This window comes from Pseudomonas sp. FG-3G (assembly GCF_901007645.1).
GTDB lineage: Bacteria > Pseudomonadota > Gammaproteobacteria > Pseudomonadales > Pseudomonadaceae > Aquipseudomonas > Aquipseudomonas rhizophila.
The window spans coordinates 1-13,084 of record NZ_CAAKGZ010000044.1 but is presented as its reverse complement, the minus strand read 5'-3'; the positions used below and the strand labels follow the sequence as shown (position 1 = coordinate 13,084).

The 13,084-nt window shown below is 58.1% G+C and carries 10 protein-coding genes; 4 read left to right on the top strand and 6 right to left on the bottom strand.

The features are described from left to right. Positions 1-103 precede the first annotated feature (103 nt). The gene (locus PSEUDOMOFG3G_RS25045; RefSeq protein WP_139048792.1) at positions 104-1,264 is read left to right on the top strand and encodes an AAA family ATPase; all 1,161 of its coding nucleotides are present in this window, start codon (positions 104-106) and stop codon (positions 1,262-1,264) included. Positions 1,265-1,592: 328 nt separating this feature from the next. Here the strand turns inward: PSEUDOMOFG3G_RS25045 and PSEUDOMOFG3G_RS25040 are convergent, their stop codons facing one another. The 6 genes from PSEUDOMOFG3G_RS25040 to PSEUDOMOFG3G_RS25015 form a co-directional block, all read right to left on the bottom strand. Continuing rightward, the gene (locus tag PSEUDOMOFG3G_RS25040) at positions 1,593-2,375 is read right to left on the bottom strand and encodes a MetQ/NlpA family ABC transporter substrate-binding protein (RefSeq protein ID WP_047226803.1); all 783 of its coding nucleotides are present in this window, start codon (positions 2,373-2,375) and stop codon (positions 1,593-1,595) included. Between the two features lie 177 nt (positions 2,376-2,552). Next, positions 2,553-7,283 carry an RHS repeat-associated core domain-containing protein gene (locus PSEUDOMOFG3G_RS25035; protein WP_139048791.1) on the bottom strand — a complete coding sequence of 1,577 codons (4,731 nt, stop codon included), beginning with the start codon at positions 7,281-7,283 and terminating at the stop codon, positions 2,553-2,555. Positions 7,284-7,311: 28 nt separating this feature from the next. Beyond that, on the bottom strand, positions 7,312-8,256 hold the full coding sequence (locus PSEUDOMOFG3G_RS25030; RefSeq protein WP_139048790.1) for a hypothetical protein: 945 nt from the start codon (positions 8,254-8,256) through the stop codon (positions 7,312-7,314). A 259-nt stretch (positions 8,257-8,515) separates the two neighbouring features. Further along, the gene (locus PSEUDOMOFG3G_RS25025; protein WP_076383250.1) at positions 8,516-9,439 is read right to left on the bottom strand and encodes a sigma 54-interacting transcriptional regulator; all 924 of its coding nucleotides are present in this window, start codon (positions 9,437-9,439) and stop codon (positions 8,516-8,518) included. A gap of 46 nt (positions 9,440-9,485) precedes the next feature. Next, on the bottom strand, positions 9,486-10,067 hold the full coding sequence (locus PSEUDOMOFG3G_RS25020) for an alpha/beta hydrolase (protein ID WP_139048789.1): 582 nt from the start codon (positions 10,065-10,067) through the stop codon (positions 9,486-9,488). Positions 10,068-10,280: 213 nt separating this feature from the next. Further along, the gene (locus PSEUDOMOFG3G_RS25015) at positions 10,281-10,526 is read right to left on the bottom strand and encodes a DUF2789 domain-containing protein (RefSeq protein WP_047226798.1); all 246 of its coding nucleotides are present in this window, start codon (positions 10,524-10,526) and stop codon (positions 10,281-10,283) included. Between the two features lie 144 nt (positions 10,527-10,670). Here PSEUDOMOFG3G_RS25015 and PSEUDOMOFG3G_RS25010 point away from each other — a divergent pair, with 144 nt between their 5' ends. From PSEUDOMOFG3G_RS25010 to PSEUDOMOFG3G_RS25000, 3 genes are all read left to right on the top strand, one after another. Next, positions 10,671-11,195, top strand: coding sequence for an NfeD family protein (locus tag PSEUDOMOFG3G_RS25010; RefSeq protein WP_047226797.1), 525 nt, complete (start codon positions 10,671-10,673; stop codon positions 11,193-11,195). Between the two features lies 1 nt (position 11,196). After that, positions 11,197-11,958 carry a slipin family protein gene (locus tag PSEUDOMOFG3G_RS25005; protein WP_047226796.1) on the top strand — a complete coding sequence of 254 codons (762 nt, stop codon included), beginning with the start codon at positions 11,197-11,199 and terminating at the stop codon, positions 11,956-11,958. 426 nt (positions 11,959-12,384) lie between these two features. Further along, entirely contained in the window at positions 12,385-12,780 is a 396-nt protein-coding gene (locus PSEUDOMOFG3G_RS25000) for a DUF6124 family protein (protein WP_139048788.1), read from the top strand. Positions 12,781-13,084 lie beyond the last annotated feature (304 nt).

The window sequence follows — 13,084 nt, the reverse complement described above, 5'->3', positions numbered from 1 at the left end:
ACGACTGTGAGCTTAGAACAGGGTTCAACACCTGCCACAGGATCACAATGGATACACCCATCAGGCAGACTAGTGCCTTTGCGGCAGCAGGAAAAATTTGCACATGCTCAAGACACTGGCGGTGGCCAACTACCGCTCGATCAACAAACTGGTGATCCCCCTGGGCCGGCTGAACCTGATCACCGGCCCCAACGGCAGTGGCAAATCCAATCTGTATCGTGCCCTGCGCCTGTTGGCGGAGACCGCCCAGGGTGGCGTGGTCAACGCCCTGGCCCGCGAAGGCGGGCTGGACTCGACCTTCTGGGCCGGGCCGGAAGTGATCAGCCGGCGTATGCGCAACGGCGAGGTGCCCATCGGAGCTACGGTGCGGCTCAGCACGAAACGTCTGCGCCTGGGTTTTGCCGGGGAAGATTTCAGCTATTCGATCTCCCTCGGCCTGCCGGAACCGAGTTTGTCCGCGTTTTCGCTGGACCCTGAAATCAAGCGCGAATGCATCTGGGCCGGCCCGGTGTTTCGTCCCGCCAGCCTGCTGGTGGATCGCAACGGGCCCATGATCCGTGCCCGGGACGGTCGCACCTGGGACGTCCTGGCTCAGTACACGCCCACCTTTGACAGTTTGTTCGACCAGGTCGGCAGCCTGCGCACCTCACCAGAGGTGCTGCAAATGCGCGAGTTCATTCGTCGCTGGCGCTTCTATGACCACTTTCGCAGCGACGCCGACGCCCCGGCGCGCCAGCCGCAACTGGGCACCCGCACTCCGGTGCTGCACCACGACGGGCGTGACCTGGCCGCTGCCCTGCAAACCATTCTTGAGATCGGCGACGATCAAGCCCTGCACTCGTCCATCAGCGACGCATTCCCCGGTGCCCGGCTGCATATCGAGAAACTGCAAGGCGGGCGTTTCGGCATCGAGTTTCATCAGCATGGCTTGCTGCGCCCGCTGTCGGCTGCCGAACTTTCCGACGGGACCCTGCGCTATCTGCTGCTGATAGCCGCACTGCTCACCCCGCGCCCACCCTCGCTGATGGTGCTCAACGAACCGGAAACCAGCCTGCACCCGGACCTGTTGCCAGCCCTGGCACGGTTGATCATCCGCGCTTCAGCGCACTGTCAGGTCTGGGTGGTTTCCCACGCCCGGCGCTTGATCACCGCCTTGCAGCAGGACGGCGACTGCAATTGCATCGTGCTGGAGAAAGATCTGGGCCAGACCGGGATCGTCGGCCAGGGAATACTGGATGCGCCGGCCTGGAGCTGGCCGGATTGATCGACGGTATTTGCAGGGGCCAAGTAAGAAGGCTATTTTTCCACTGGCTGTAGGACGGGTCTATTTCTCGACGGACCTCTCCAAGGAACCGCAGCTTATGGCCAGACTGCCTGGCCCCCATCACAAGGAAGATCACAATGGCTGACGTGAAAGCCCCGCAACACCTCGACCCACGCGACATCGTCAAACTGCTCGTGGCCCTGCGCCGCGCATTAAAAAAACCGCCTGCATAGCTACATCGATCAAGACGGGTTCTGAGCGTCGGCACAAAAAAACGCCGACGCTGGCAAAGCCGTCGGCGTTGAAACTTCAAATCCTTGCTGTTCGATCAGAACGCCGGCAGTACCGCGCCGCTGTATTTCTTCTCGATAAATGCCTTCACTTCCGGGCTGGTCAGGGCCTTGGCCAGTTTCTGCATGGCCGGGCTGTCCTTGTTGTCCGGGCGGGCCACCAGGAAGTTCACGTAGGGCGAATCCGAACCTTCGATCACCAGCGCATCCTTGGCCGGGTTAAGACCCGCTTCCAGGGCGTAGTTGGTGTTGATCATGTCCAAGTCGACCTGATCCAGCACACGCGGCAGCATGGCCGATTCCAGCTCCTTGAACTGAAAGTTTTTCGGGTTCTTGGCGATGTCCTTGGGCGTGGCCAGGGCGTTTTTCGGGTCCTTGAGCTCGATCAGGCCCGCCTTCTGCAACAGGATCAGGGCGCGACCACTGTTGCTGCCTTCGTTGGGGATGGCGATGGTCGCGCCGTCCTTGAGTTCGGCCAGGCTTTTGACTTTCTTCGAGTAACCACCGAACGGTTCCACATGCACGCCGATCACGGTCACCAGATCGGTGCCTTTGCCTTCGTTGAAGCTCTTGAGATACGGCAGGGTCTGGAAGTAGTTGGCGTCCAGGCGCTTCTGATCAACCTGTACGTTGGGTTGAACGTAGTCGGTGAACACCTTGATTTGCAGGTCCACGCCTTCTTTGGCCAGGGCCGGCTTTATCAGCTCAAGGATTTCAGCGTGGGGCACCGGGGTGGCCGCCACGACCAGTTTCTCCGCCGCCTGGGCCAGACCCGAGGTCAGGGCTGCTGCCAACGCGGTGAATAACAGAACCTTTTTCATGCAGTGTCCTTATCGAAGATCACCGTCGTCATGGACCACGGTCAAACAATGGAAGTGCCAGCGAAGTGCTATCGCTGGCGTGATGTGGACGATACCGATATTTTTTATGCCTTAACAATATCTTTTATTGAGGTGCTTATACCCAAAATCCATAAATGAGCAGGCGTAATTTCCTCGTCAGGCAAATCGGATATCGGCGCTTCGCTTCCTGACGTCACCATAGATTTCGTCCTGTGCCTGCCCAAGCGACTGGCTGCCGAAAAATTCGTCCGCGCGCTGGAGATACTCTTTGGCTTTTTCGATGTACCGATCTCTATCGATCGTGTACCTGACGCCGTCAACCGGATACTTGACGTAACCGACCACATCCTTGGCTGTCAGTACATTCCTCAGGTCGTTTTGCACAGCGATGAAGTTACGCCGCCCGCCTTCAGGAACCAGACGGCTCGCGGCCTTGGCATATTCCCCAACACGTACCGCACGCAAGGCATTGCCACGATTCAATGTCACGGTATCACCGAGTGCCTCGACGGTTTTCTGCAACGCGACGCTTGTGCCTTTGCCCAATACCTTGCCCGCCAGGGAAGCCCCGCCAGACACGACACCCAGCGCAATACTGGTGTAACTGAGAATCTGCGTGGCGACGGCATCCGGGGCTGCCTCCGTCAACACCACCGATGCAATCGATGCCGCGCCTGACACCACTTCCAGCGTCAACGCCGCCGCAGCCGAAAATGACACCCCGACCAAAGGTGCGGATGCGCCAAGGGTCGCAAGGGTCAATGCGACGGAAGCCACAGCAAAAGCAGCAGTAAGACCTATCTTGACCCAACCCCAGGCAGAAATATGGCCTGTCGGATCGCTGAGATTGATCGGGTCTCCCAAACAATAGGCGTAAGGATTGAGGCCACCGCCATCGAACGGGCTCCAACTGTCGGGCCGGTGGAATCGCATCAGTACCGGATCGTAAGCCCGGTAGCCATTACCCAGCAGGTAACATCCCGTCACGGGGTCCAGCGGCTCGCCATTGAAACCGAACAGGCTACCCAACCCGTCGGACACCGGGCGTTGCCCATAGGGTGAATAAGCCTGCGTGGTGGTGTCTGCACCGGAAAGTGCCTGCAGGACGTTGCCGTAAGCGTCGGTGCAAAACAGCGCCGTCTCCTGGCCTTGCAACAGGGCCAGCAACTGCCGCCCTTCGCGCACGATGCTGCGCCTCTCGTCACCCGCCACTTCGCTGCACAACTGCTCTTGATGGTGGAAACGCCGGTATGCCTTCTCCCCCGTCAGCTCAAAGGCATGGAGCCAATCCGCGGCGTCATACCGATAGCGGGCCAACGTCGATCTGGAGTCCGCCGACGTCACGCTTTCCAGGCGGCCCAACTCGTCATAAAGCAGCCTGCGCCCTTGCCCATCGTTGAGCAGATTGCCGTCCGCGTCATAACTGAAGGTTGTATTGCCCGCCACATAGTCGGGATGACTGTGGATGACGGCACTGAGTTGCGTTTTGTCAGCCAGGTCATACCGATAGTTCGCAATGTTCTCGCCACCTACGAAACGGGTGGTGACCTGACGAATGTTATCGAGATAGTCGTAAGTGAAATCCTGGGAAACGATAACTTTTCCCTGCGTATCCACGGGCGCCTGCTCACCCTTGCAGGCGTAACGCTCCAAGCGGCCACGCAGATCATAGGTGAACGATTCCAGGCGCAGGAGAACGTTCCCGACCTTGAGCGTGCGCTGGCTGAGCTTATCGCCGGGGCCGAACGACTGGGCCAACTCCAGGACGTCTTTTTCCTGGGAGGAGGAACGTCGAAGAACCTCGCGGCCAAACTCGTCGTACACCAGGTCGGTGACCATTGACAGGCCCGATTGAGCGTCGGTGACGGTGATACAACTGAGTTGCTCTTGAGCGTTGTACGAGTAGGCGACGCAGACTCGGCCTTGGGTGATGCCCGACAACCGTCCTGTCTCGTCATAAAGACAGGTGCGATCCGCGCCGTTGACGTCTGTATGGCAAATCGGCTTTCCCATCAACGAGTGGGTTTGCGAACTTTCGAACCGGTCGAGCGCAGTTACCCATTTCTCCTGCTTGAGCCGACCGGACGCAGAATATTCCATGCGTCGCTGCACCAGCGCGTTGGCCGACTCCTGGAGCAGGCCGGTGCGCGGATCAAAACGATGCCTTGTCGAAACCGGCGCCTGGCTGCCTGCGCGCTCGGTGACACAATCATCGAGCAACGGATCAAGGGTGAACCGCAGGACTTTGCCGGCCGCAGTGATCCTCTGTGAAGCGTTCCTGCTGGAGCCTTCATAGACCAATCGTTCAGTGCGACCACCTGAGCGATTGAGCGTAATACGCATCAGCCCATCGTAGGTTCGGCTACCCACCACGTAGTCATTGGCGCTGATTTGCGTGGGATGGTCACCCTGGCTGTGTACCGCGTACTGCTTCTTGATGACCGTACCGTCGGGCAAAACCGTACTCAGGACCCTCCCCGCCAGATCGTAGCTGTAGCGAGTCACCGCCCCGTCAGAAGCCCTTTGCCTGATGCACCGTCCCAGCCCATCGTATTCGTAGGCGGTGACCTCTCGAACAACGCCTGACAGGTCCACCCGTTCGATGCGCGACGGTTTGCCAAAAACGTTCGTGAACGTACGCGTCTTGCCGGCGCCTTCCACCCACTGTGTGCGAGTGAGCGCTACCGGGTCGACCTCATCATGCACGATCACCTGTCCACGGCGACGGACGCGGCTCTGATGTCCCCACGGGTCATACTCGTACAGGGTCTTCAGTGATTTCGCCTGGCCCTCGAACCAGTCGGTTTCTTCATCCGCCTTCAGGCGCCCGAGGCTGTCGTATTCGGCCTGATAGATCAGGCGCATGGGCGCGCCAGGCATATCGACATCCTGCTTCTGGACGCTGATGGTGCGGCCGACCCCGTCACTGCGGGTCGCTGTCTGGACACCCCGCGAATCCGTGACGATGACCGTGACAAACGGATCTTCGGGTGTGAACGGTTGATAGGTGAATTGACGCGACGCTGCGCTGTCAGTGCCTGGCATCACCGTTTCACGGATCAGTTGCCCCAGCGAATCGTATTCCATGCTGACGCTGCTGCCCCCGGACTCACGGGTCTTGATCAGCCAGTCACACTCGTCATGCCAGCTCTGTCGCAAGTGCCTCACGCCTTCGGCGCTAAAGGTCTGGTCGGTGCGGACATGCCCGTTTTCACGCTGGTACGCATACTGATATTCAGTCCGTACACCACCTACCGTTTCAACCTTGCTTTGCAGCCTTGCATGGAAGACGTCATTGACGTCGTTGACGTACCTTAATCGACAGTCCACCCGTGGCTCGCTGACGCCGCCTTCGAACAGTGTTTCACTGGCGAGCTGCACACAACGGCCGCCACCGGGACGTAACGAAGGCAGCTCAGCGTAGGTGTAACGGACCACCGTTGTAGGTGCGGCAGCGAAGTCAGGGGAAGCGAAAATCGACTTCTGTTTGAGCAAGGACGGCACGCCCAATGGACTGGCAGGACAGTCAGCATCCCCTTGTGCGGGGAAGTATTCATAGACTTCACGCACTCCGCTCGGACTGGTCTTTTCCAGCAGATTCCCATGTTCATCATAGGACGTGCGGGTGACCTCGCTTCTGATTCTGCTGCGCCTCGCATCCGCGGCATCGCTGCTGTCAAAGAAGCTGTCGCGCACCACGCGTTGCATCTGGAACTGTGGGGGCTGATCCTCGAAAGCCCTATTGGGGACATCGTGGTATTCGATCTCTCGCAGTTGCATCTTGCCGCCACTGATCGTTCTTTGCGAAATCATCGAATGAAAGCGGTTGTAGGTACGCGTGACGCGAGACGCCTCACGCTGACCACCTTCATCAAGGGCGATCTGTATCTGGGTGCAGGCGTACTCGTACTGCCCGCTCAAGCCATAAAGCACGTCACTGTCAGCGGTCCAGAACGCGCGCGAATCGAACCCGAGAAAGTTTCTGCGCGAGTATTCATATTTGCTCATCATGGCCGGCTGCCCCCCGCCGGGGGACATGACCGACTGGACGACAACCGGCAACGAAGAGACCGGCGCCCCCGTAGGCAAGCGATGTCCCTCAGGCCTGTAACTGAGCGTTTCCTGCGCGCCGCTTGGCTGTTGGACGTTGGTCATCAGCAAAAAACCATTGATTCGCCGATAACCAAAGGACCACATCAACTGATTATTTTCGGCCGTGACCAGAATGATGCGCTGGAGTAGTTCATTGTTGAGCGCGAACCGGTATTGGAGTCTTTTTGAAGGCATATCCGGCCACAAGGTAATGGTCGGTGGCGTTCCTCCGTTCTGGGCATAGTCGATACTCAACAGGCGGTGATGTTGGTGATAAACCTCCGTCAGCCGTCGCTGTCCGGAAATGAGCCTGTAGGCATAGCGCGTTTGCGTGCCATTGGGGCAATACGCATGCGTCAGCAGCCACTCGTCAGCCGTTGCAGAGGGGCGCGAGAGTATTTCGGTCCGCCCATCTATGTGCTCAATGACAAGTTCATCGCCTTGCACCGTAACGTTCAGGTTATCGAGCTTTTTATCCTTGAACGTGGCCTGGCCTTCGCTGACCAGAAGCTGATAGGTCACGCCGTTCGACAGTGTCAGCTTGCGTCGGCGTTGCTCATAGCTGCAGGTGCGCAGGGACCAGCCGGTGCCTAAACCCATGTTTTGATTATTGAAGGAATCATATGAAAGGGTAAGCGGTAGCTTCGACCCGCCGGCTGCGTCAGTGGGCGCTGCATCCAGCGCCACGCTGCAACTATAACTACCGGTACGAGGATCAACACCCGAACGAATGAAACTATCAAACCTGAAGGCAGCCGAAGTTAACTGCTCTTTGAATGAAACTGAGCGACTCATCTATTCTTCCTTGAACATGGTTTCTGATTTACCGGGCGACCCAGACCGCCAACGTCTCTTCAGTTATCCCGACGCGCAGTTGATGGAAATTTCCAAATACATCACGCATTTCCAGTGCAGCACTGTTTCTATTCTCTCGGACCCACACCGGCCCACCCTTTTTTCCGAACGCCAGAACGAATGCAACCGCGCCCTTTTCGCTTAAATTCCTTCCTACCGCATCCGGCCGTTCCCAACTCAAATAGGCTGACGTTCGTATTGCGCGACCAGCGCCATAGCCCACCACGTAATAGCCCGAGTATCGATTGTCCGAGCTTCCTATCTGAAGATGCGTCCTCATAAAAAAGTCCGCCACAAATTCCATTCGCTGCTGGTCAACGATCAACTCCAGGACAAAACCCTCGACTTTCGCGATATCAGGCGATTGGCTGGAATAGTAGGCGGGGATGGCGCGAACAGAGTACTGCTCACTTCGGTAAACAGCGGGCGCCAGTGGAATCAATACCAGAGAGCCAAACTCGCTGGCCTTGGAAGATAGAAATTTTTTGCCATCGGCCCGCGTGATGCACAGCTGTAAATCTATCGGTGTGTCGGAACGGGTCGTGACATAAAAATCTTTGGTGTAAACAAACTCACCCGACGGCACCGAGCCTTGGATAGGGCCATTCGGAGGAAGCTGGCGAAAACGGCTGTCCTCCCGCTCGGTGTACCTCCAGTCTTTGATGTCTTCGCGGTGCCGGTCTTTGGTCAATGCCAATCCGGTCAATGCATCGACCAGAACAATGGAGTCCAGCTCGGACTGGCTTAGAGCGACACTGCCCCAGAGCCAGTCTTCGACCTCGACAACCACTTTAACCTTCAATTGCTGATAACCGTTGCGGTACAACTGATTACCGCCCGAGACTGAAAAAATCTTAAAGGTTTTCAGGTCCGACCATGTCGCCACGCCAGGTTCATTATTCTTAAGTTCCATTTTCAAATCCTTAGTCCGTTACTTGATTGAAGAGTGGCAGCCTTCAAGTTCGGCCGCCACATTGCTTGCGCCATTTAATTAACCATCACTACGACGCCACCAATCAAGATCAAAACCCAGACAAATTATTTGAATGACAACTTATAACTGGCCGCAAAATGAAACAGCCCCGACATTTACGGGATCCGCGCAACAACAACGCCGACAATATAAAAATCATCAGCGCTCAAATGATTCAGTAACATTATTGACGCAGGCATCAGATCCCGGCGATCCATGTCTTTAATCGCTCAAGTTGTTGCCGGTCACCTTGCCTGATCAACTCAAGAACCATTTGCTCAATCACCGTTGCGGGTGTCGGTTGATGCGGTAAATTGAGATGTTCCGGCAATATTTGATCGCCGGTGCTCACCAGCAACGCAAAATGAATGACGTTCTCCAACTCGCGGGTATTGCCCGGCCAGTCGTGCCGTTCCAGCGCGTGCTGCGCGGCTTCGCTGATCAGCGGCACCGCCAGGCCGAGGCGCTGGCTGTAGATGCCCAGAAAGTACTCGGCCAGGGACAGGATATCGCCCACCCGCTCGCGCAAAGCCGGCAACTCGAGTTGACCTTCACTGAGATAGTCATAGAGCCGTTGGTGGAATTTACCGGCTGCCACTGCTTGCGCCAGATCGATGCTGGTGGCCGCAACCAGGCGCACATCCACAGGGCTGGGCTGGTGGGCGCCGACGCGGATGACTTCGTGGTTCTCCAGGGCCGCCAACAATTTGAGCTGGATCGGCAGCGGTAAATCGCCGATCTCATCCAGATAAAGGGTGCCGCCATTGGCCGAGCCGAACCAGCCGGCGCGGCTACTGGCCGAGCCGTTGTGGCTGCCGACGGCATAACCGAACAATTCGGCGTCGGCGTAAGTCGGGCTGATCGCAGCGCAATTGACCGAAACGAACAGCCCACCGCGAGCGCTTTCACGATGCAGGTAACGGGCAAGCAACTCCTTGCCCGTGCCGGTTTGGCCGCGAATCAGTACCGCGATCGAGCGCGGCGCCAGTTGCTCCAATGCGTGGCGTAGTTGCCGCGAACGCGGGTCGACGAACACCAACGCCTTGGCGCGAATGCTCAGGGGGCTTTTTTGTGCGTCGGGAAACGTCAGCAACGGCTGACCCAGTGTTTCATGCAAGCTCATGGCAGACTCCCGCCCCCACCGCCGGGAGACGGGAGGGCAAAAAAACTCAGGCGCGACGCAGGGCGTGGTGCTCCATGCGGGTTTGCAGACGATAGAGATAGGCGAAACCCTGCTCCCAACGCTGATGGCCAGACTTGACATTGATATGCCCCGCCCCGGCCAGAATCCCGGCCTCGGCGCCCCAATGACGCGCCAGTTCAAGCACGCGCTCAACGCTCACGGCGGGGTCATTGTCGGAACTGACCACCTGGCTCGCAAATGGCAGCAGATCGGTGGGAATCGGCGCGAAATTGCGCAACGCAGGCGCGCAGGCCGGCCGTTCGACATCCGCCGGCGCCACCAGTAACGCCCCGCGCACCTGCTGCAGAAACTGCACCGGCGCGCTGGCCGCCCAATGGGCAACCGTGATGCAACCCAGGCTATGGGCAATGAGGATCACCGGCCTGCTGTCGGCGGCAATGGCTTCGGCCAGCGCCGCCACCCAGTCTTCACGCCGAGGGGTCAACCAGTCGGCCTGCTCGACCCGGGCACTGTTGGGCAGGCTGTTCTGCCAATGGGTTTGCCAGTGGTTTTGCGGCGATCCTTGCCAGCCCGGCACAATCAGGTAGCGAATCGATTCGTTGCGCATGGGTGCTCTCCCGCGTGTCTGTTGCAGGCGAGTATAGGGAGGCGAGCCAGATTGATTAAGGAATAAGAAGCTATTTATTAATAACAGTAAAGAATAACAACCTTTCTCTGTGGGAGCGGACTTGCTCGCGAAAGCGCTGGGCCAGTTGTCGGTGATGCTGGCTGATACGACGCATTCGCGAGCAAGCCCGCTCCCACAGGTTCTGCTTCCGTGTCACTCGTTGCGTCCCTTGCGCAGCAACACATTCAACTGGTCCACCACTTCCGCCCAGTCCGCGTCCTCGAGGATTTCTTCACGCAGTAACTGCTGCTGGCTTGTGCTCCAGAAAAACGCGTCAGCCAAGTGCAGTTCAGGCTTGAGGGGTGAATGGGTCGTGATGAATTTGTCGATATCAACGGGGTCGTCAGACAGGCCCAATTGTTTGAACAGCGCGGGCAGGCTGTGGATCGGGGATTGCATGCGGGACTCCTGAGCATAGATCGGATGGCTGGGTTACTCCCCGCAGTCTAGCCTCTTGACGACCGCCAGACTGATCAAAATTCGATCAAACCACGCGTGAACTAGACTCTAGATAGAGTTCCCAATCACATCGCGGAGGATCCAGTGAACATTCGCTGTTTGATGGTCGCATTGCTGGCCATGAGCGGGCCCGCATTGGCGGCCGACGGACTCGCGCTACTGACGGCCAATCCCTTGGGTTTCTGGCTGATTGCCGCGGGCGTGGCCTTGCTGATCGCCGAGGCCGCCCTGCCCAACTACGGAGTCGCCGGGTTGGGCGGCATCATTCTGTGCGTCATTGGCGCGATCATCCTGACCAACGCCGATATACCGGTCCCACTGATGATCGTCCTGGGTCTGATCAGTGGCTTTTTGCTGATAGCCCTCCTGGTCCGCGCATTGAAAACCCGACCGCGCCAACCCGTCAGCGGCGATGCCGCGTTGTTGGGCAGCGTCACGGCGGTGACAGCGTTACAGGCCGGCAATAACCATCATGGCTGGATCCAGCTGGAAGGCGAACGCTGGCAGGTGACAAGCGCGATGCCGCTGCGGCCTGGCCAGGCCGTGCGGGTCATCGCACGCAAGGGCCTGCTATTGGAAGTGGCCGCCGCTGATTCACAAGGAGCCTGATATGGGTATGCAAATCGGTTTCACGATGCTGTTGTTGCTGTTGATAGCACTGGCGGCTTCAACGTTCCGGATCCTGCGCGAATACGAACGCGGGGTGGTCTTTCAGCTCGGCCGGTTCTGGCAGGTCAAAGGGCCGGGGTTGATCCTGCTGATTCCCGTGGTGCAGCAGATGATCCGCGTCGACTTGCGCACCATTGTCCTCGACGTACCGGCGCAGGACGTGATCACCCGCGACAACGTCTCGGTGAAGGTCAACGCGGTGTTGTACTTTCGCGTGCTCGATCCACAGAAGGCGATTATCCAGGTCGAAAACTTCCTCATGGCGACCAGCCAACTGGCCCAGACCACCTTGCGCGCCGTTCTCGGCAAACATGACCTGGACCAATTGCTGGCCGAGCGCGAGCAACTGAACAGCGACATCCAGCAAGTGCTGGACGCCCAGACCGACGCCTGGGGTATCAAAGTGGCCAACGTGGAAATCAAGCACGTGGATCTCAATGAATCGATGATCCGCGCCATCGCCCGGCAAGCCGAAGCAGAGCGGGAACGACGGGCCAAGGTGATCCACGCCGAAGGCGAGTTGCAAGCCTCGGAAAAACTCATGCAAGCCGCCGAAATGCTCGGTCGCCAGCCTGGTGCCATGCAACTGCGCTACATGCAGACACTGGGCTCCATTGCCGGGGACAAGACCTCCACCATCGTTTTTCCGCTGCCAATCGAGTTGCTCAAGGGGATGGCGGAGTTGTCGCCCAACAAGTCTTGATCAATTGCGCAGGGCATGGAATTCCAAGCGAAAGATCAAAAAATCGCAGCCTTGGTAGCTCCTACACCCACTTCTGTAGGAGCTACCGAAGACTGCGATCCTTTGATCTTTTCCCCCGCCAAACCCTCGGACATTTCCTTCAATACGCAGCGTTGTTCATGAACTAGGCAGTGCTTCCGAGCGCCGCTAACCTTTGTCCGTCATCGCAAAAAACGGTGACACGGACGTGCAAGTCCGATCTAGGAACGCATTCGTTATGGCTATTCGCCGAGCATTTTTCTATGCTCGCCGATTGTTATGGCGGCTGCGCGTGGGAGACTTTCGGGTCTGCCGGGTTCCTGGACCGGTCTTGCACACCTACGTACAGCTGCCACCTTTTTCGAAGTGCAATCGATGGGTGTCAGCTCCACCTCCAGGGAAATCATTATGTTCAAAGCAACACCGAATCCGCCGCAAAGCGGCCATAAATCCCGCGTCGAAGCCCTCGAAGAAAAAAAGCTCGAAGACGCCGCCATCCGCGCCCTCGATTACTACCTCAAACCCCAACCTTCCTCACCGCCCGAACCCGATAAAAACCAGCTTTTCATCGTCGCCCCCCACATTGACACCGAAACCCTGCTCGCCAATGCCTCCGAAGACCTGCTGTCCATCAGCACCATCGCCGCCGACCTGGCTGACGATGTCGATGACTCACGCCGCTGCGTCGCCCTGGCGATCAGCCGCATGGCCGATGGGGTTCAGTTGTTGGTTGAGCGGGCGTTGGATCATTTGGAAACGAAGGAGATGGCGGCGCCTGGGACCAAGGGTAGCGCTTTGCTTTGATGCAAACTGTGCCGACGCCATCGCGAGCAGCCTCGCTCCCACAATTGGATTGGAGTACGACCGGGAGAAACCAGGTCGGCTGTCAGGCCGCCTTCGCGAGCAAGCTCGCTCCCACAATTGGATTGGAGTACACCCGCAAGAGCCAGGTCGGCTATAAGGCCGCCTTCGCGAGCAAGCTCGCTCCCACAATTGGATTGGAGTACACCCGCAAGAGCCAGGTCGGCTATAAGGCCGCCTCGCGAGCAAGCTTTGCTCCCACAGGTTCTGCTCAAACAGGTCTGATGGGTGTACACCCGCAAGAGCT